Origin of the sequence: Nonomuraea montanisoli, from assembly GCF_013363975.1 — a bacterium.
Lineage (GTDB): Bacteria > Actinomycetota > Actinomycetes > Streptosporangiales > Streptosporangiaceae > Nonomuraea > Nonomuraea montanisoli.
On sequence record NZ_JABWGN010000003.1, the window covers coordinates 183,174 to 201,983 of the forward strand.

At 74.2% G+C, this 18,810-nt stretch carries 20 protein-coding genes; 9 read left to right on the plus strand and 11 right to left on the minus strand.

Annotated features, from left to right (window positions below):
* Positions 1–42 precede the first annotated feature (42 nt).
* From HTZ77_RS07730 to HTZ77_RS07740, 3 genes are all read right to left on the minus strand, one after another.
* The gene (locus HTZ77_RS07730) at positions 43–489 is read right to left on the minus strand and encodes an SAV_6107 family HEPN domain-containing protein (protein WP_175588783.1); all 447 of its coding nucleotides are present in this window, start codon (positions 487–489) and stop codon (positions 43–45) included.
* Positions 490–861: 372 nt separating this feature from the next.
* Positions 862–1,056: a ferredoxin gene (locus HTZ77_RS07735; RefSeq protein WP_175588784.1), complete on the minus strand. Its 195-nt coding sequence runs from the start codon at positions 1,054–1,056 to the stop codon at positions 862–864.
* A gap of 10 nt (positions 1,057–1,066) precedes the next feature.
* On the minus strand, positions 1,067–2,263 hold the full coding sequence (locus HTZ77_RS07740) for a cytochrome P450 (RefSeq protein WP_175588785.1): 1,197 nt from the start codon (positions 2,261–2,263) through the stop codon (positions 1,067–1,069).
* A gap of 115 nt (positions 2,264–2,378) precedes the next feature.
* On the opposite strand from HTZ77_RS07740, the gene HTZ77_RS07745 reads away from it, so the two are divergent.
* Entirely contained in the window at positions 2,379–2,987 is a 609-nt protein-coding gene (locus HTZ77_RS07745) for a TetR/AcrR family transcriptional regulator (protein ID WP_175588786.1), read from the plus strand.
* 77 nt (positions 2,988–3,064) lie between these two features.
* Here HTZ77_RS07745 and HTZ77_RS07750 read toward each other — a convergent pair whose 3' ends face one another.
* Together HTZ77_RS07750 and HTZ77_RS07755 are read right to left on the minus strand one after the other, a co-directional pair.
* Entirely contained in the window at positions 3,065–5,038 is a 1,974-nt protein-coding gene (locus tag HTZ77_RS07750) for a hypothetical protein (protein ID WP_175588787.1), read from the minus strand.
* A 100-nt stretch (positions 5,039–5,138) separates the two neighbouring features.
* Positions 5,139–6,059: a LysR family transcriptional regulator gene (locus HTZ77_RS07755; protein ID WP_175588788.1), complete on the minus strand. Its 921-nt coding sequence runs from the start codon at positions 6,057–6,059 to the stop codon at positions 5,139–5,141.
* Between the two features lie 73 nt (positions 6,060–6,132).
* On the opposite strand from HTZ77_RS07755, the gene HTZ77_RS07760 reads away from it, so the two are divergent.
* Positions 6,133–6,519, plus strand: coding sequence for a RidA family protein (locus HTZ77_RS07760; RefSeq protein WP_175588789.1), 387 nt, complete (start codon positions 6,133–6,135; stop codon positions 6,517–6,519).
* Positions 6,520–6,868: 349 nt separating this feature from the next.
* Here the strand turns inward: HTZ77_RS07760 and HTZ77_RS07765 are convergent, their stop codons facing one another.
* On the minus strand, positions 6,869–7,678 hold the full coding sequence (locus tag HTZ77_RS07765) for a L,D-transpeptidase family protein (RefSeq protein WP_328808471.1): 810 nt from the start codon (positions 7,676–7,678) through the stop codon (positions 6,869–6,871).
* 179 nt (positions 7,679–7,857) lie between these two features.
* Here HTZ77_RS07765 and HTZ77_RS07770 point away from each other — a divergent pair, with 179 nt between their 5' ends.
* Complete coding sequence (locus tag HTZ77_RS07770; protein WP_407940486.1) at positions 7,858–8,322, plus strand: YbaK/EbsC family protein; 465 nt, start codon at positions 7,858–7,860, stop codon at positions 8,320–8,322.
* 10 nt (positions 8,323–8,332) lie between these two features.
* Positions 8,333–8,986 (plus strand): GNAT family N-acetyltransferase, encoded by a 654-nt coding sequence (locus HTZ77_RS07775; RefSeq protein WP_328808472.1) that lies wholly within the window; start codon positions 8,333–8,335, stop codon positions 8,984–8,986.
* A gap of 417 nt (positions 8,987–9,403) precedes the next feature.
* On the opposite strand, the gene metF is transcribed toward HTZ77_RS07775, so the two are convergent.
* The gene (metF, locus tag HTZ77_RS07780) at positions 9,404–10,327 is read right to left on the minus strand and encodes a methylenetetrahydrofolate reductase [NAD(P)H] (protein WP_175588791.1); all 924 of its coding nucleotides are present in this window, start codon (positions 10,325–10,327) and stop codon (positions 9,404–9,406) included.
* Positions 10,328–10,417: 90 nt separating this feature from the next.
* Between metF and HTZ77_RS07785 the strand changes: the two genes are divergently transcribed.
* Complete coding sequence (locus HTZ77_RS07785) at positions 10,418–11,485, plus strand: polyprenyl synthetase family protein (RefSeq protein WP_175588792.1); 1,068 nt, start codon at positions 10,418–10,420, stop codon at positions 11,483–11,485.
* 72 nt (positions 11,486–11,557) lie between these two features.
* On the opposite strand, the gene HTZ77_RS07790 is transcribed toward HTZ77_RS07785, so the two are convergent.
* The 4 genes from HTZ77_RS07790 to HTZ77_RS07805 are packed head-to-tail and all read right to left on the minus strand — an operon-like array spanning position 11,558 to position 13,951.
* Positions 11,558–11,767, minus strand: a complete 210-nt coding sequence (locus tag HTZ77_RS07790) for a hypothetical protein (protein ID WP_175588793.1) — start codon at positions 11,765–11,767, stop codon at positions 11,558–11,560.
* The gene (gene thiE, locus HTZ77_RS07795; RefSeq protein ID WP_175588794.1) at positions 11,767–12,405 is read right to left on the minus strand and encodes a thiamine phosphate synthase; all 639 of its coding nucleotides are present in this window, start codon (positions 12,403–12,405) and stop codon (positions 11,767–11,769) included. The genes HTZ77_RS07790 and thiE overlap by 1 nt, the downstream gene beginning before the upstream one ends.
* Positions 12,383–12,757, minus strand: a complete 375-nt coding sequence (locus HTZ77_RS07800) for an Rv2175c family DNA-binding protein (RefSeq protein WP_175588795.1) — start codon at positions 12,755–12,757, stop codon at positions 12,383–12,385. The genes thiE and HTZ77_RS07800 overlap by 23 nt, the downstream gene beginning before the upstream one ends.
* A gap of 30 nt (positions 12,758–12,787) precedes the next feature.
* Complete coding sequence (locus HTZ77_RS07805; RefSeq protein ID WP_328808473.1) at positions 12,788–13,951, minus strand: NAD(P)/FAD-dependent oxidoreductase; 1,164 nt, start codon at positions 13,949–13,951, stop codon at positions 12,788–12,790.
* A 165-nt stretch (positions 13,952–14,116) separates the two neighbouring features.
* On the opposite strand from HTZ77_RS07805, the gene thiO reads away from it, so the two are divergent.
* From thiO to HTZ77_RS07825, 4 genes are all read left to right on the plus strand, one after another.
* Positions 14,117–15,328, plus strand: coding sequence for a glycine oxidase ThiO (gene thiO, locus HTZ77_RS07810; RefSeq protein WP_175588797.1), 1,212 nt, complete (start codon positions 14,117–14,119; stop codon positions 15,326–15,328).
* Positions 15,325–15,525: a sulfur carrier protein ThiS gene (gene thiS, locus HTZ77_RS07815; protein ID WP_175588798.1), complete on the plus strand. Its 201-nt coding sequence runs from the start codon at positions 15,325–15,327 to the stop codon at positions 15,523–15,525. The genes thiO and thiS overlap by 4 nt, the downstream gene beginning before the upstream one ends.
* Positions 15,518–16,273, plus strand: coding sequence for a thiazole synthase (locus HTZ77_RS07820; RefSeq protein WP_175588799.1), 756 nt, complete (start codon positions 15,518–15,520; stop codon positions 16,271–16,273). The genes thiS and HTZ77_RS07820 overlap by 8 nt, the downstream gene beginning before the upstream one ends.
* Positions 16,274–16,560: 287 nt before the next feature.
* On the plus strand, positions 16,561–18,759 hold the full coding sequence (locus tag HTZ77_RS07825; protein ID WP_328808474.1) for a Stk1 family PASTA domain-containing Ser/Thr kinase: 2,199 nt from the start codon (positions 16,561–16,563) through the stop codon (positions 18,757–18,759).
* Positions 18,760–18,810: the final 51 nt, after the last annotated feature.

Consider the following 18,810-nt stretch of genomic DNA (forward strand, 5'->3'; position numbering starts at 1 on the left):
AGAACAGGGCGGGGCCCTGGGGTGGCTGGGCGCGGCGGCGGCTCACCCGGCCAAAGGGACCTCGACGGGCAACTGGGGCTGGGTAGGGACCCCCAGCATCTCCTCCACACGCGTCACGAAGGTCTCGGCCTCGGCCAGCAGCTCGTCGGCGTCGGCCGCGGAGACCCCGCGGACCATGCCGGCCTCGGCGGCGGCGCGCTTGGCGGCGCTCACCGCGAAGTAGGCGGCCCACTCCGCCAGCTCGGGCTCCGCCTCCGGGAGCAGCTCCCAAGCGCTGCGCAGGCGGCGCCTGCGGCCCTCCATCGGCTGGGGCCGGGCGGCCAGGATCGCGGCGGCCGCGCGCAACGCCGCCAGGTGTGCCGACACGTATCGGGATGCCGGGGTGCGGGCGACTGACGCCTCCGCCAGGCAGGAACGTGAATCCGTCAGGTGCGCCCGAACGGCTTGCGACAGCCGGGGACCCTGCGGGTCTCTAGACCGTGGTGCCATGTGCACGCCTCCTTGGGGTCGTCGCGGGCGGCCGGCGTCACCGCCGGTGAAGCCAGAATCGCAGGCGCCACCGACAATTCCGCCGGGCCGGCCGGACGTGGAGCTTCCCCTCTCCCCGTCCGGCCAGGACACGCCCTGCTCGTCTCCGCCGACGACGAGGACGCGCCCTTCGCCCGTGGAGCCTGACCGCGGGTCTCGCTTGGGGAAGCGTGGCCCGCGACCAGGTCCTTCGACGTGAGCCGCGAGCCTCACGTCACTACGTCGAACATAATTTCGATCACGCTCGGTGTCAACCCGTTTCAGAACACAGGTTCGATCGGCATGGCGAAAAGCGCCGCGACAGGACACACGGACGACCCCGGGCGGGTCGCGTCACTCCGCGATCGACAGGGCGCCCGACGGGCACAGCGTCACCGCGCGCCTGACCCCGTCCTCGAGTTCCGCCGGCGGCGACGTCTCCAGCAGGACCACCGTCCCGTCCTCGTCGCTCTGGTCAAAGACCTGGGGCACCGTGAGCGCGCACATGCCCGCCCCGATGCACACCGTCGTGTCAGCCTTGATCTCCATGGTGATCTCCCTACCACGTGACGGGGAGGCGATGCACCCCGTAGATACTCATGTCCGTGCGCATCGGCACCTCCTCCGGCGGCACGGCCAGGCGCAGCCCGGGGAAGCGGCGCAGCAGCGCCGGATAGCCGATCCGCATCTCGATGCGGGCGAGCTGCTGGCCGAGGCACTGGTGGATGCCGTGGCCGAAGGTCAGGTGGCCGCCGGCGGGCCGCGCGAGGTCGAGGGAGTCGCCGCCGGGGAAGCGGGCGGGGTCGCGGTTGACGACGGGCAGGCTGAAGGCGACCGACTGTCCCTTCCGCACCACGACGCCCTCGACCTCGACGTCCTCCAGCGCGGAGCGGATCGGGCCGACGTGGATGATCGTGAGGTAGCGCAGCAGCTCCTCCACGCCGTTGTCGACCACGGACGGGTCGTCGCGCATGGCGGCGAGCTGGTCCGGGTTGCGCAGCAGCGCGTACGTGCCGAGGCCGAGCATGTTCGCGGTCGTCTCGTGCCCCGCCACGAGCAGGAGGAACGAGACGCCGGTCAGCTCGTCGTCGGCCAGCTCGCCGCCCTGGACCAGGCCGCTGATGAGGTCGTCCTGCGGCTCGGCGCGCTTGCGCTGGATGAGGCCGTACAGGTAGCCGGTCATGCTCCTCATGGCGTCGATGACCTCGTCGGCGCCGCTCTCCAGCGCGAGCAGCGCCCTGGAGTCGCTCTGGAAGCGCTCCCTGTCCTCGTACGGCACGCCGAGCAGCTCGCAGATCACCAGCGACGGGATCGGCAGCGCGAACTGCTCGACCAGGTCGGCGGGCTTGCCGGCGGCCTCCATGGCGTCCAGGCGGGCGTGGGTGATCTCCTCGACGCGGGGTTCGAGCTGCTTCATCCGGCGGACGGTGAACTGGCCGGTGAGCAGCTTGCGGTAGCGCGTGTGCTCGGGCGCGTCCATGCGCAGGAAGAATCCCGGCACCGCGAACTCCCTGCCGCGCAGCTTCTCGGCGACCTCGGCGCGGGCGGGGATGGTGGGGTGCGTGTACTCCGGCCGGTTGCTGAAGCGGGGGTCGGCGAGGATGGCGCGGGCGGCCGTGTAACCGGTGACCAGCCAGCCCTCGTGCCCGTCGGCGAAGGTGAGCCGATGGAGGGGCGCCTCCCCGCCCAGTCCGGCGATCCGGTCCGGCGGGTCGAACGGGCGTTCGCGGTCGGTGGTCATGATGAGCTCTGACATCCGTGGCTCCTAGCGGTCGCCTTGCACAGAACTTCCGGGTCACTCCCCACAAAACATCATCGAATGCAAACTTTCAATGGATGAAAATCTAAAATGCGTGCAGTACAGTTCCGCCATGGCGGGCATCAGGGAGCGCAAGAAGCAGCGCACGCGCCGGGCGCTGATCGAGGCGGCGCTCCGGCTCTTCGCCGAGAAGGGCTACGAGGAGACCACGCTCGCGGAGATCGCGGCCGAGGCGGACGTGTCGACGCGCACGTTCTTCAGCTACTTCGCCAGCAAGGAGGACGTGCTCCTCCACGACATCCAGACCCGCATGGAACGCACCATCGCGATCGTGGCGCGCCATGCCCCCGACGAGCCCCTTCCCGACCTGCTGATGCGGATCGTGCGCGACGCGCTGGACCAGGTGGCCGGCGACGAGGACTACGACGCCGAGGAGGCACGGCTGCGGATCAGGCTCGTGACGACCGTCCCGGGCCTGCAGGCGCGCGCCCTGCGCATGGTGTTCGCCAACCAGCTCCGGCTCGTGCAGGCGCTGGAGGAGTCGTACCGGGGACGGCTGGGGATGGTGGAGGCCGCGGCGGCGGTGGGCGCGCTCGCGGGCGCGGCCAAGCTGGCGATCGTGGCCAGCGTCGAGCGGGGCGACTCGATGGAGGAGGCGCTGGACGCCGCCCTGCGCGCGGCGGAGATCTCGGTGCGGGGCCTCGGCTCGCTGACGACCTGAGCGGGCGCGCCTTCCGGCGCGCAACCGCTGCTCGCCCTGTCGCTCCGGGCTCTTCACCGGGCTCTTCACCGGGCTCTTCACCGGCAGCCGGGGGCGGACCAGCTCGTCCAGCCCTGGCGCTCGCCGCCCAGGCCCGTGGCGGTCCAGCCCTCCGGGGGTGTGCCGGCGTCCGGGGGCACCACGGCCGTGCAGGCTCCGGCGGGCGGCGCCTGGCGGTCGCCGTCGTACCGCTCCAGCCTGGTCCACCACACCCGGAACGTGAGGGGCACCCAGACGTTCCACCGCACCCTGCTGTCCAGGGCCACCCTGCCGGGCGGCGGGGCGGGCAGCCAGTCGGGACCGGCGGCGGGGGCGGCCTTGGGGGCGAGGTCGGCGGTGAAGGCGACGTTGACGGCGGCCAGCACGGCCACGACCGGCACCAGCCCGCGCGTCCACGGACGGCGCGCGGAGCCGCGGGCGGCGCGGCCGGCGCTCCGGAACGCGGCCAGGCAGGCCGCCAGGGTGAGGCAGGTCAGCAGGACGAGGGCCGCCGCCGTGGTCCGCGCCATGTCGAGGGAGTCGCGCACACCGCTGAGGAACGACACCTCGGGGAAGTCGAACGCGATATACGCATAGCGCCTGAGCCGGTCGCCCGCGTACCAGGCCGCCACTCCCCCGGTCGCCGCCATGAGCACGGCGGCCGCCCCCGCGTACGCCACCATGTTCCGCACGGCCGGGTGGAGGCCGCGCAGGACGCCCGCGCGGCGCGGGGCCGGGTGGAGGCCGCGCGGGACGCCCGCGCGGCGCGGGGCCGGGTGGAGGCCGGGCGGGACGCCCGGGCGGGGCGGGGCCGCCTCCAGGGCCGCGGTTCCGACGCGGACCGCCCTGATGACGGCGGTGCGGCGGATCGTGGCGGCGCGGACCGCCCTGGACAGGACCGCGAGGCCCACCAGGGTCCACACGACGGCCACGCACGCCAGGTACCGGCCGTAGACGTAGTTGCCCACCCGGTGCTCGTCCGGCAGCGCCGCCGACGACGCGTACGCCACTCCCAGGGTGACGGCCAGCAGCGTGCCCGCGAGCACGCGGCGGGCGAACGGGCCGTCCCGCCGTACGAGCTGGACGGCCGCCGCCGCCAGGCCGACGCCGGCGAGGCCCCACGTGCTCACGATCAGGTACCAGAGCTGGCCGGTGGCGCCCGACAGCGCCCACGCCTGGCCGTCGAGCCCGGTCAGGCGCTCGGCCAGCATCCCGGACAGGTCACGGGCGCCGCCCGGGTACACCGCCGCCGCCAGCGCGCGGTTGAGCGCCGCGCCCGCCGCCGCGACCGCCCCCGCCACGCCCAGGGCGACGGCCCCGGCCCGGAGCGGCAGCCGCCGTCCCGCGCCCCGCGCCGGCCGGCGGACGACCAGGAGCGCCACCACCGTCAGCGCGTACGCCGCGAGGATCACCGTCCCGCGCAGGTGCACCGCCGTGGCGAAGCCCGCCAGGGCGCCCGCCGCCGCGCCCGCCCGCGGCGAGCCGGTGCGCGCCAGGTCGTGCGTGGCGAGGAGCCAGGCGAGCAGCAGCGTGGGCAGCACCGCGTCCGCCAGCGCCAGCCCCGAGAACAGCAGCAGCGCCGGCGACAGCCCCGCCACGAACGCCAGCGCCACCGCCTCCCGCCGCCCCACCGCGAGCCGCCGCAGCACCACGTACGCCAGCGGGAACGCCGTGGCGGCCGCCATCGAGCCGATCCCGGCCACCAGCCGGTAGACCATGACCGGATCGGACGTCACCCAGTACGCGGGCACGAGCAGCAACGCGTAGCCGCCCTGGTAGAACGTCGAGCCCGTGAGGTCCGCCCCCGCTCCCCCGGCCAGCCAGCGGGCCGCGACCAGGTAGCCGGTCTCGTCCGGGTTGGCGACGGGGCCGGTGTGGTACCGGTACAGCCACAGGCGCAGGAGCACCTGGGCCAGCCAGCCGCCCGCCAGGGCCCACCCCAGCCACCTGCTCCGTCCCCTGGCCGTCTGCCTGACCGCCCGCCTGACAGGTGGCGAGGTGGGCGCGGTACGGGCCACGGGCGTGGACAGCATGATCTCCCCCTGCTCGGCGTCGGGTGTTTCCCGAGCTCAGAGCAGGGAGTTCAGCAAAAGCCCGCTAACCGGGCCGTCACCACATGTGGTTATCCGGACGTTATGCCGGAGCCGAGGTCTGTTCGCGGGCCGTCCGCAGGAAGCGGGCCACCAGCGGGTTCGGGTCCTCGTCCCGGAAGCAGGCGGCGACCGTCGTGCGCGCGCCGCCGGGGCTGATCCTCCGGTACGCGACGCCCGCCGACCGGAGGCGCCGCACGCTCGCCGGGGCGAGCGACACGCCGAGGCCCGCTCCGACGAGCGCGCAGACCGTCTGCCACTCCACCGCCCGCTGCCCGGCGCGCGGTTCGAAGCCGGCCGCCCGGCACAGCCCGGCGATCCGGTCGTGGACCGTGGGCGCCGCCTCGCGCGGCAGCAGCACGAACGGCTCGCCCGCCAGGGCCGCCACCGGGACGGCGCGCCGGGCGGCCAGCGGATGCCCGGCGGGGAGCACCGCGACGAAGCCCTCCGACAGCAGCGGCTCGGCCACCAGGCCGTCCGTCTCGGGCGGCTCCCGCAGCAGCCCCACGTCCAGGGAGCCGTCGCGCAGCGCCGCCACCTGCGGCGCCGTGGTCATCTCGCGGACCTCCATCTCCACCGCCGGATACCGGTCGTGGTACGCGCCGAGGATCCGCGGCAGCACGGTCAGCGCGAGCGAGGCCGCGAAGCCGATCCGGATGCGGCCCGCCTCTCCCCGTCCGGCGCGGCGGGCCGCGTCGAGGCCGCCGGCGATCTCGCCGAGGGCGCGCCGCGCGGCGGGCAGCAGCTCGTGCCCGGCGGGCGTCAGCGTGACCCCGCCGGGGCCGCGGTCGAACAGCGGATGACCGACCTTGCGCTCCAGCCGCCGGATCTGCTGGCTGAGCGGCGGCTGCGCGATGCCGAGCCGTTCGGCGGCCCGGCCGAAGTGCAGCTCCTCGGCGAGCACGGCGAAGGCGTGAAGCTGGTGCAGCGCGAGCTCCGGCCGCTGTCCCCCGGGGCGGTCCATACGCGCAGGGATATCACACCATGTCCGCGGTCGTCTTGGACGTATCGTCGCTGCTCCCCTAGCGTTCGGGGGCATGACAGAGCGACGCGCGATCATGAGTGGGTCCGTCTTCGAGGAGCAGATCGGGTACGCCAGGGCCGTGGTGGACGGCGACCGGGTGCACGTGTCCGGCACCACCGGCTTCGACTACGCGACCATGACCATCTCCGACGACGTGGTGGAGCAGGCCCGGCAGTGCCTGCGCAACATCGCGGCGGCCCTGGCCGAGGCGGGATGCTCGTTCGCCGACGTGGTGCGGGTGCGCTACATGCTGCCGGACCGCGAGGACTTCGAGCCGTGCTGGCCGGTGCTGCGCGAGTGCTTCGGCGGGGTGCGCCCGGCCGCGACCATGCTCGTGTGCGGGTTGTCCGACCCGCGGATGAGGATCGAGATCGAGGTGGACGCCCGCCGGCCCGCCTAGCCGGAACCCCGCCGCCGAGGGCGGCAACCCCATGGGGGACGGCCCGTACGGCGAGGGCAACTCGCGCAAGCACCTGCCGGCCACGCTGGACCACATGGTGCGCACCGGCCGCGCCCCGTACGCGGGCGTGTCCGACTTCTCCCCCGAGCGCACCGCCGGGACCGCCGCGCTGATGCGGTGTACTCGCCGCTGGCGCAGGGTCTGCCGACCGACCGCTACCTCGACGGCATCCCGGAGGACTCCCGGGCGGCCGAGGAGGCGGGCGTCGAGGCGTAGGGACCGCGGGGAGGTGGAGGAGACCACCGTCCCCGCGCCCCGAGCGGACAGGCGCGAGTCTCCGGCGCGCCCGTCAGGCGCGGTGGAAGGCGCCCCGGACGTGCACCGGCACGCCCGTGCCGAGCATCCCGGGCAGCACCTCGGCCACGTTCATCGGCATCCGCACGCACCCGTGCGAGGCCGGGTACAGCGGCACCGACAGCGCGCCGTGGAAGGCGATGCCGCCGTTGAAGAAGATCGGGTTGTACAGCCGGCCCAGGTACGAGGTGTGCCAGCCCGACTTGCGCCAGGTGGTCTTGTAGTCGCCCGTGGGCGTGCGGGCCGAGCCGCAGAAGCGCTGCTTCTTGCCCTGCCACACCGCGGTCTCGCAGTACGCCACGCCGCTGCCCGACGAGATGTGCGTGATCAGCTTGGGCTGCCCGTCCACGTACAGGACCATGATCTGCTTGGCGAGGTTCACCTCGGCGCGGGTCGGCCGTCCGGTGGGGACGAGGATCTTCGGCGCCCTGGGGCTCTCCAGAGCCCTCCAGGTCCGCGCGGCGACTGTGCTGGTCGGCGCGATGCCGTTGACCTTCTGGAAGGCCCACACGGCCGTCAGCGTCGTCCCGCCGTACCGGCCGTCCGCCCGGCCCGGCTGGTAGCCGAGCTCGGCCAGGCGGCGCTGGAGCCAGACGACGGCCTCGCCCTTGGCGCCCAGCCGCAGCGTCTTGCGCGGCGCCTCGGCCGTGACGGCCGCGGGAGTCGTCGTGGGGATGGTCGTCGCGGCCTGGAGCACCGGCGTCCGGGTGGGAGCGGCGGCCGCGGGCCCCGTCCCGAACCCGGTCAGGACGACCACGCCGGCCGTGACGAGAGCCGCCATTCCCGGCAGACGTCGTGCCCTCACCCGAATCACCTCTTCAGCTCAACAATCGAATCAAAGGACCTTACACCACCACCATGACCAGGTAAGGGCAAGGTCAATCCCCGTAGAGTGGCCCCATGTCCGAGAAGTCGCCTGACGCACAGCACACGGAACCGTCCGCGCCTCCCACCGCGGCCGAGCTGGCGGCCCGCTCCACCGGGCTGCCCGCCAACGCCGTCATCGTCCAGGCCGCCCTGCGCGAGCTCGGCGCCACCGGCGAGATCGTCGTCCTGCCGGAGAAGGCCCCGACCGCCGCGACCGCCGCCGCCCAGCTCGGCTGCGAGGTCGGCGCGATCGCCAACAGCCTCGTCTTCGACGCCGACGGCGCGCCCCTGCTCGTGATGACGAGCGGCGCCCACCGCGTGGACGTCGAGCTGGTCGCCCGCACGGCCGGCGTCCGGTCGGTGCGGCGGGCCACGCCGGAGTTCGTCCGGCAGGCGACCGGCCAGCCGATCGGCGGCGTCGCGCCCGTGGGCCATCCCTCGCCGATCCGCACCCTGATCGACACCTGGCTGAGCAAGTACGACGTGGTGTGGGCGGCCGGCGGCCACCCGCACACGGTGTTCCCGACGACCTTCGACGAGCTGGTGCGCATCACCGGGGGCACGCCGGTCGACGTCGAGTAATGTGCGCAGCGTGATCGAGTTTCGCGGGGCGGGGCCGGCCGAGTTCGACGAGCGGCTGGACACGGTGATCGACATCTACACCGCCGCCATGCGCCCGCCCGCGGACCAGATCACGGGACGGCGCAGCATCATGCGCAACCACGGCATGTACCCGCGCTTCCAGTGCTACTTCGCCGAGCTGCGCGGCGAACCGGCCGTGCCCGTCACCGTCCCGTGGCCGGACACAGCGCCGGGCACGGGGCCGTACACAGTGCCGGGCACAGCGCCGGGCACGGGGCCGGGGCGCCGGGGGGCGGCCAAGGTCGTCGGGTTCGCGTACGGTTTCCACGGCGCGCCGGGCCAGTGGTGGCACGACGTGGTCTACCGGGCGCTGGAGGACCGTTCCGGGCCCCGGGTGGCCGACGCCTGGCTCGGTGACGCGTTCGAGCTGGCCGAGATCCACGTCCATCCCGACCACCAGGGCAAGGGCATCGGCCGGGCCATGATCACGACGCTGTGCGCGGGACGGGCGGAGCGCTCGGCCGTGCTGTCCACCCACGACCGGCCCACGGCCGCCCGCCACCTCTACCGCAGCATGGGCTTCACGGACCTGCTCTCCCGGTTCGTCTTCCCCGGCGGCCACGAAGAGTACGCGATCGCCGGCCGGCCGCTGCCGCTGAGCTGAGCCGGCCTCCTGGTAAAGCCTTGACCAGCGGGTTTGGCGGGCGTGACGGTCGGGGATGAATGGCTACGCAAAGTAATGGACGCTCTACCGCGCGTCTGTCCCACCCCTACCCGCCACCCGCCGGGTCCCCCTGCGGGCGGGTGGCGGGCCCCGCCGGCACCCGCGGGCACGGTTCTTCCGGCGACGGGCGGGTTTTTCCGCCGCCCGGGAATGTTCGGGGGCGGCGGCCGGTTCTATGACACGTGGCCGGTGTGCCCAGTGTCCCCGGGCCTCACCTATCGCCTTCGCGGAATACCGTTCGGCTGGAGCCGCGTTGTGCACCTCGCCGAGAGGCGACACGCACACCGGTACGCACACGTCGAAGCGCCCGTCCCCGTCAGGGGGCGGGCGCTTCGCGCTGTCGCGGCGGGAAGGTCCTCAGACCGCGACCGGCTCCGGATGCGACAGGAGCTGGAAGACCTCGCGCGAGGCGCTCGACCGGTTGAAGGTGATGAAGTGGATGCCCGGCGCGCCCTCGTCGAGCAGCCGCTGGCACAGCTCGGCGCCGTGCTCGATGCCGAGCTGCCGCACCGCCGCCGGGTCGTCGGCGACGGCCTCGAAGCGGGCCGCCAGAGCCGGCGGGAACGGCGCCCCCGACAGCTGCTCGGAGCGGGCGATCGTGCTCATCTGGGTGACCGGCATGATGCACGGGATGATCGGCGTGTCGCAGCCGCGGGCCGCGACCCGGTCGCGCAGCCGCAGGTAGTCGTCGGCCTGGAAGAACATCTGCGTGATCGCGTAGTCGGCGCCCGCCCGGCACTTGCGCACGAAGAACTCGGTGTCGGACTCGATGGACGGCGAGCGCGGATGCTTGTAGGGGAAGGCCGCCACGCCCACGCAGAAGTCGCCGGCCTGGCGGATGAGCCGCACCAGCTCCTCGGCGTACAGGACGCCCTCGGGGTGGCGGACCCAGTCGCCGGTCGGGTCGCCGGGCGGGTCGCCGCGCACGGCCAGGATGTTGCGCACCCCGGCGTCGGCGAAGCGGCCGACGAGGTGGCGCAGCTCGCGGGTCGAGTGGTTGACGGCGGTGAAGTGGGCCACCGGCGTGAGCGTCGTGTCGTGGGCGACCCGCTCGACGATGTCGACCGTGCGGTCGCGGGTGGAGCCGCCCGCACCGTACGTCACCGAGACGAAGGTCGGCCGCAGCGACTCCAGCTCCCGGATCGCGCGCCAGAGCTGCCGCTCGCCCTCGTCGGTCTTCGGCGGGAAGAACTCGAAGGAGAACGACCGGCCACCCGAGGCGAGAAGCTCGCGGACGGTGGGGACACGATCGGGCAGGACGGATGGTCGACCAAGGGCCATGGTCCAAGGTTACCGTGGCGGGGCCCGAACCAGCGGTCACACGGGTGGCCTGGAGATCCGGCGTCGCCCTCCGGCCACTAGTCTCAAGGCATGAACACTGAGGCCGCGAGCATGGACACCCTGCGCGAACAGGTGGACCGTTGCCTGAGGGAGTTCGTCGACCGGCAGCTTCCCCTCACGGGCGCGCCGGAGCTGGAGCCGCTCCGCCTGGCCGCCAAGGAGCTGCTGGCGGGCGGCAAGCGGCTGCGTCCCGCGTTCTGCTACTGGGGATGGCGCGGCGCGGGCGGGGCGGACCTGCCGGGCGTCTACCAGGCGGCGGCGTCGCTGGAGCTGCTGCAGGCGAGCGCGCTGGTCCACGACGACGTGATGGACAAGAGCGACCTGCGGCGCGGCATGCCCTCGGCCCACCGCCGCTTCGAGGCGATGCACGCCGGCGCCGGCTGGCACGGCTCGGCCGAGCAGTTCGGGATGGGCGCGGCGATCCTGCTGGGCAACCTGCTGCTGATCTGGTCGGGCGAGATGTGGCGCGGCAGCGGCCTGCCGCCCGAGTCGCTCGCCGGGGCGCAGCCGGTCCACGACCACATGCGCACCGAGCTGATGTGCGGCCAGTACCTCGACCTGCTGGAGCAGGCCCACGGGGAGAACACGTTCGAGTCGGCGCTGCGGGTCGCGCTCTACAAGAGCGGCAAGTACTCCGTGGAGCAGCCGCTCCGGCTGGGCCTGGCGCTGGCGGCGGGCGGGCTCACCCCGTGGATGGACGAGCTGTGCACCACGTACGGCACGCGGGTGGGGATCGCGTTCCAGATGCGCGACGACATCCTCGGCGTGTTCGGCGACCCGGCGGCCACCGGCAAGCCGGCCGGCGACGACCTGCGCGAGGGCAAGCGGACGATGCTCGTGGCGCGCACGCTGGCCGCCGCGACGCCCGAGCAGGCGGCGCTGGTGCGCAGCCTGCTGGGCGACCCGGGGCTCGACGACCGGGGCGTGGCGGCGCTGCGCGAGGTCATCGAGGACACGGGGGCGCTGAAGGAGTGCGAGGACCTGATCGGGGCGTACCTGACCGAGGCGCTGGCCTGCCTCGAACAGGCGCCGATCACGGCGGAGGCGCGCGCCGCGCTCGCCGACCTGGCGGTCGCGGCCACCTCACGCCAGGCCTGAGCCGTCAGCCACCGCCCGAGGACGCCAGGCCTGAGCCGTCAGCCACCGCCCGAGGACGCCAGGCCTGAGCCGTCAGCCACCGCCTGAGGAGCCGTCGCCGCCCGAGGAGCCGCCGCAGTCGGCGCCCGTGCCGGGCATCGTCACGCCGTGCGGGGGGAGGCCCGGGTTGCCGGATCCTCTCCGCACGGAGGGACGTCCGCTGACCAGCGACCACACCGTCCAGACGAGGACGCCGGCGAACGCGATCACCAACCCGGCCGCCACCACCGTGGACACCGTCATCAGGTCGCTCCCAGGCGCTTGGCGAACTCGGCGGCCGCGGCGCCCGGGTCGTCGGCCTCGGTGATCGCCCGCACCACGACCACGCGGGTCGCCCCGTACGCCATGACCTCGTCGAGGTTGCCGAGGTCGATGCCGCCGATCGCGAACCACGGCCGGTCGGCGCCGAGCCCGGCCGCGTGCCGCAGCAGCGGCGGCCCGGGCGCCGGACGCCCCGGCTTGGTCGGGGTGGGCCAGGTCGGCCCGCAGCAGAAGTAGTCGACGCCCTCCTCCACCGCCGCGGCGGACGCCTCGGCGACGGAGTGGGTGGACCTGCCGATGAGGACGTCGTCGCCGAGTATCTCTCGTGCGACCCTCACCGGAAGATCGTCCTGCCCCAGGTGGAGCACGTCGGGCCGGGCGGCGTAGGCCACGTCCGCCCGGTCGTTGACCGCGAGGAGCCTGCCGTGCCGGTCGCAGGCGTCGCGGAAGACCTCCAGCAGCGCGAGCTCCTCGCGCGCCTCCAGGCCCTTCTCGCGGAGCTGGACGATGTCGACGCCGCCGGCCAGGACCGCGTCGAGGAAGTCGGCCAGATCGCCGCGTCCGCGGCGGCCGTCGGTGCAGAGGTAGAGCCGGGCGTCAGAAACCGAGGGCCTGGGCACGTCGCTTGACCTCGGTGTGGCGGCCCGCGCGGATCGCCTGGATGGGCGAGCCCGGCAGCGAGTCGTCCGGGGTGAACAGCCAGCGCAGTGCCTCGACGTCGTCGTAGCCGGCGTCCAGCAGCACGGTGAGCGTGCCGGGCAGGCCCTTCGTCACGTCGTTGCCGTCGAGGAACACGGCGGGCACGTGTGGCCCGCCACTCCCTCGCCGCACGCCGAGCAGCTTGTGGTCCTTGAGGAGTTGCTTGGTGCGCCCGAGCGACAGCTGCATGCGCTGGGCCACTTCGGGAAGGGTGAGCCACTCGTCGACGAGCTGCTCGGTCTCCCGGTCGATCTGTGCAACAGAAAGCGTCACGAAACCACAACTACCACATGGCGCGCTTGCTCAAACAACACAATCCCGTAGAGGGACATCGGGATCTACCAGGCGTTCTGGGTCCATCCGCTGGCCCGCGCCGATGATGCGGCGGCCCTGGACGAGGTCGCGCGGGCGGTCCACGGCGAGGACCGCGGCGAGGGTGTCGTCCTCGGCCAGCCAGCAGGCCGACCACTTGCCCTCCGGCTCGCCCCGGTGCAGGAGGCGGGCGCCGGCCGGGTGGTGGCCCGCGTACTGGACCATGTGGCCGAACTGCTCGGACCAGAAGTACGGCACCGGGTCGTAGACCGCGTCCTCGCCGAGCAGCGTGGCCGCGGCGACCTCGGGCGCGCCGAGCGCGGTGTCCCAGTGCTCGACCCGCAGGCGGGTGCCGTAGCGGCGCGACCACCAGGCGGCGCAGTCGCCCACCGCGACCACGCCCGGCAGCGAGGCGCGCAGGTGCTCGTCCACGACGACGCCGTTGTGCAGGTCGATGTCGGCGCCGGCCAGCCACTCGACGGCCGGGCGGACGCCGACGCCGGTGACGACCACGTGCGCCTCGATGAACTCGCCGCCCACCAGCCGCACGCCGCCCTCGTCGACCGAGGCGACCATGGTGTCGAGCCGCAGGTCGATCCCGTCGTACCAGGCGAGGGTGCGGGCGCCGAGCTCGGCGCCGACGGCGTGGGACAGCTGCGCGGGCCCGGCCTCGATCACCGTCACCTCGCAGCCGGCGCGGCGCGCGGCCGTGGCCACCTCGGCGCCGATCCAGCCGGCTCCGATCACGACGACACGGGCGCCGCGGACGAGCCTGGCGCGCAGCTCCAGCGCGTCGTCGAGGGTGCGCAGCACGTGCTGCTGCCCGTCGCCGGGCAGCGTGATCGGGTCGGCGCCGGTCGCGATGACCAGGCCGTCGTACGGCAGGTCGCCCTCGCTCGTCTCGACCACGCCGGCGCGCAGGCCGACGGCGCTGACGCCGGGGCGGAAATCCACCTCCATCGACGCGAGGTCGGAGTCGACGAAGCTGGAGTCGCTGGTGCCCAGCAGCACCGCCTTGGACAGGGGCGGGCGGTCGTACGGGCGGTGCCGCTCCTGCCCCAGCAGGACGATCTCGCCGCCGAACCCCCGCGCCCGCAGGGCCTCGACGCTCCGCACTCCGGCCAGGCCCGCTCCGGCCACCACGACACGGTTCACGTTCAAGACCATAACGGGGCCGCCGCCGGGGTTTCGCACCGAGGCCGTAGGCTGGGTGTCGTACGACGCGCGGGAGTCCGGCCGTGACCGGGCTGAGAGGAAGGCTTGACCGGGCCTTCGACCGCAATCCACCTGATCCGGATCATGCCGGCGAAGGGAGCGCGCATGGAGCTGATCGTGGGCGGCGGGATCGTCGGGCTGTCGATCGCCTGGCGGCTGTCGCGGGCGGGGCGTCCCGTCACCGTGGTGGACCCCGCTCCGGCCTCCGGTGCCTCGCACGCGGCGGCGGGCATGCTGGCGCCCGTGAGCGAGGTCACCTACACCGAGGAGCCGCTGCTGCGGCTGGGGGTGGCGTCGCTGCGCCGCTGGCCGTCGTTCGCCGCCGAGCTGGCCGCCGACGCGGGACTGCCGCCCGGCGGGCCCTCGTACGGGCTGGACTTCCGCGCCGACGGCACCCTGGACGTGGCGTTCGGGACGGACGACCTCGCCGCGCTGGACGAGCTGGCCGCGTTCATGGGCAAGCTGGGGCTGCCGGTGGAGCGGCTGACGGGCCGGGAGTGCCGGCGTCTGGAGCCGATGCTGGCCCCCTCGGTACGGGGCGGCCTGCTGGCGCCGGGCGACGCCTGGGTGGACCCGCGCCGCGTCACCTCGGCCCTGCTCGCCGCCCTGGAGCGGCGGGGCGTCCCCGTGGTGCGGGCCCGGGTGTCGAGGCTGCTGCGGGCCTCCCAGGGCTCCGGTGAGGGCGCGGTCGTGGGCGTGGAGCTGGACGATGCGGCCGCGGGCGGGACGGTGCCCGCGGAGATCCAGGCCGACGGGGTCGTCCTGGCGGCCGGGGTGTGGAGCGCGGAGCTGGCCGGCGTCCCCGTCCGGCCGGTCAAGGGGCAGATCATGCGGCTGCGCTCCGCCGAGCCGCGGCTGAGCAGGTGCGTACGCGGCACGGTCCACGGCACCCCCGTCTACCTGGTGCCGCGCGGCGACGGCGAGCTCGTGGTGGGCGCCACGCAGGAGGAGATGGGCTTCGACACGCGGGTGACCGCAGGCGGCGTGTACGAGCTGCTGCGCGACGCCCGGGAGCTGGTGCCCGGGGTGACGGAGCTGGAGGTGGCCGAGGTGGTCGCCGGCCTGCGTCCCGGCACTCCGGACAACCTTCCGCTCATCGGCCCGAGCGGCACGCCGGGCCTGACGCTGGCCACCGGGCACCACCGTGGCGGGGTGCTGCTGGCGCCGCTCACGGCGGCCCTCCTCCAGGGGGAGGAGCCCGAGCTGGCGGCCCTGTGCTCACCGGCCCGCCACCGTCCGGCCGCCGGGAGCGCCGCCTCCCGCGGCCCGGCCGTTCCCCTGTACGAGAAGACCTCCGGTTCCGAGGAGTTGGGATGAGAGTGACGATCAACGGCAGCCCGCGCGAGGTGCCCGACGGCACCACCGTGGCGCAGGCCGTACGGATCCTGACCACCGCCACCACCGGCGTGGCGGTGGCCCTGAACGACGAGGTCGTGACGCGCGGCTCGTGGGACACCACGGCGCTCGGCGACAGCGACCGCGTCGAGGTGCTGACGGCGGTGCAGGGTGGATGATCTGATCATCGCCGGGGAGAAGTTCTCCTCCCGGCTCATCATGGGAACCGGCGGGGCGCCCTCGCTGGAGGTGCTGGACCAGGCCCTCGCCGCCTCCGGCACCGAGCTGACCACGGTCGCCATGCGGCGGCTCGACCCGTCGGCGCGCGGCTCCGTCCTCGACGTGCTGCGCGGGCGCGGCATCAAGGTGCTGCCCAACACCGCGGGCTGCTTCACGGCGGGCGAGGCCGTGCTGACGGCCCGGCTGGCCCGCGAGGCGCTCGGCACGAACTGGGTCAAACTCGAAGTGATCGCCGACGAGCGCACTCTGCTGCCCGACCCGATCGAGACGTTCGACGCGGCCGAGCGGCTGGTGGCCGACGGCTTCGTGGTGCTGCCGTACATCGGCGACGACCCCGCGCTGGCGCGCCGCCTGGAGCAGGCGGGGTGCGCGGCGGTCATGCCGCTCGGCGCGCCCATCGGCTCGGGGCTCGGCATCCGCAACCCGCACAACATCGAGCTCATCGTGGAGGCGGCCGGCGTGCCGGTGATCCTCGACGCGGGCATCGGCACGGCCAGCGACGCCGCTCTGGCGATGGAGCTGGGCTGCGACGCGGTGCTGCTGGCGACGGCCGTCACCCGGGCGCAGCGGCCCGACCTGATGGCGGCGGCCATGCGGGGCGCCGTCCAGGCCGGGCGCCTCGCCCGGCAGGCCGGCCGCATCCCGCGCCGCCGCTACGCCGAGGCGTCCTCCCCGATGACCCCGTAATCCCGGGTACTCCCGGATCGGGCACGCGGGCGCGTATCGGATGTCCGCAAAGGGGTCGCCGTCAAGCCCTCAAGGGCCGCTACGGCGGGTGGCGGCCCTCGGGCGGGCGGGTCCGAGGCCCGCGGGCCGGCCCGGCCGGGCGTGGCCTCAGGGGCGCCGGGGAGCGGACGGCGCCCTGGTCCCGGTGGGATTCCCGAGGCGGGACCGGGCGTGGCGGGGGCCACGGGTCCGCATCGTTTCGGATGGTCGCGCCCTGCGGGCCGCGAAACGCCCGTAAACTCGGCGACGTGGACACGACGACTGCGGACCCCCTGGTCGGGCGGACCCTGGACGGGCGCTACCGCATCGAGTCCCGGATCGCGCGGGGCGGCATGGCGACCGTCTACCTCGCGCTGGACGTCCGGCTCGACCGCACGGTCGCGCTGAAGGTCATGCATCGCTCGCTCGCCGAGGACCCGGCGTTCGTGCGGCGCTTCATCGGCGAGGCCAAGTCCGTGGCCAGCCTCTCCCACCCCAACGTGGTCCACGTCTTCGACCAGGGCACCGACGGCGACGTCGTCTACCTGTCCATGGAGTACGTCCCCGGCAGGACGCTGCGCGACATCCTCAACGAGCGCGGCAGGCTGCCGGCCCGCGAGGCGCTGGAGATCCTCATCCCGGTGCTCGCTGCGCTGGGCGCGGCCCATCAGGCCGGCATGGTCCACCGCGACGTCAAGCCGGAGAACGTGCTGATGACGGCCGACGGCCGGGTCAAGGTCGTGGACTTCGGCCTGGCCCGGGCGATCGAGGCGACCAACCAGACCCGCACCGGCATGATGATCGGCACGATCGGCTACATGTCGCCCGAGCAGGTGACCACCGGCCGGGCCGACGTGCGCACCGACGTCTACGCGGCCGGGATCATGCTGTTCGAGCTGCTGACGGGCCAGCCGCCGTACGAGGGCGAGACGCCCATGTCCGTGGCCTACCGTCACGTCCACGACACCGTGCCGGCGCCGTCGTCGCTGAATCCCGAGGTGCCGCCGGTGGTCGACGCGCTGGTGGCGCACGCCACGGCACGCGAGCCGGACGCGCGGCCCGGCGACGCGACCGCGATGCTGGTGGAGGCGGTCGAGGCGCACCGCCAGCTTCCCCGGCTCACCGGCCCCGGCGTCCCGCACACGGGCGCCCGGTACTCGATGCCGGGCACCGGCCCGCACGCGTCCTCCGTCCCGCACGCCCCCTCGGGCGCCCACGCGCCCTCGGGCCCGCTCCCGGCGCCCACCGCGCAGCTTCCCTCCGGCGCGCACACGTCGCCCGCCGCGGGGCACCTGCCGGGGCCCCGGACGGGCCCCCACTCCGGGGCGCAGCCCACCGGCCCGGCTCACGGCGGCTACGGCCCGCAGCCGGCCTCCCAGCCCGGCGGTTACGGCCCGCAGCCCGCCTCCCAGCCCGGTGTTCCGGGCTCGCCGGGGATGACGGTCGCCATGCCGCAGGTCCCGCACGGCGGCGCGGCGGCCCCCAACCCGACCATGATCCAGCCGCGCGCCGAGACGCCGGCGGAGCATCCCTCCGGGCGGCGGCGCGGGTTCCGGCCGAGCTGGATCATCGTGGCGCTCGCCGTCGTGATGGTGGCCGCGATCGGCCTGACCGGCTGGTACGTCTCCCGTCCCCGGTACGTGACCGTGCCCGCCGACCTGGTGGGCCGGCCGGTGTCCCTGGTCGAGTCGAAGCTGACCGCCGGGGGCCTGAAGGTGAAGGTGGCGCAGGGCCGCCACGACGACAAGACCGAGGAGGGCATGGTGCTCAGCCTCGATCCGGTGGGCGGGCAGGAGGTGGAGGCGGGCACGACCGTGACGCTCGTCCCCTCGCTCGGCGCCAAGCTCGTGGTGGTGCCCAAGGTGGCGGGCATGTCGGCCGACGACGCCCGCGCCGCCGTCGCCAAGGCGGGCCTGACGGTCGGCACCGTCCGGCGGCTGGCCAACCCCGACGTGCCCCGCAACACGGTCATCCGCACCTCCCCGCTCGTGGGCGAGAAGCTCAAGGAGGGCACCAAGGTCTCGATCTACGTCAGCGCCGGGCTCACCATGCCCGACGTCGCGAAGATGCCCAAGGACCAGGCCGCCGCGTTCCTTCAGGAGCAGGGCTTCCAGGTGCAGGTCAACGAGGTGGACGACGACGCCGAGCCGTGCACGGTCATCGCCCAGTCGCCCAAGGCCAACGCCGAGGTCGACCGGGGCGCCGCGGCGATGATCACGGTGGCGCGCTGCCAGAGCGACTTCTGGGACTGGTGGAAGGGCGACAACGAGGCCCGCGAAGACCAGGAGCACCAGCTCGTGCCCGCGGTCATGGGCAAGAACGTCAACGACGCCCGGCAGGAGCTCCAGCAGCTCGGCTGGAAGGTGCGCGTCGTCAAGCTGGGCCGGGGCAGCGGGGTCGTCCGCTTCCAGCGCCCCCTGCCCAACAGCGAGCGTCCACCGGGTTCGGAGGTCATCCTCTGGCACTGACCCCCGCGCCCGGCACCGGCCCGCGAGCTCGGCGCTGAGGCCCCGCGCCGG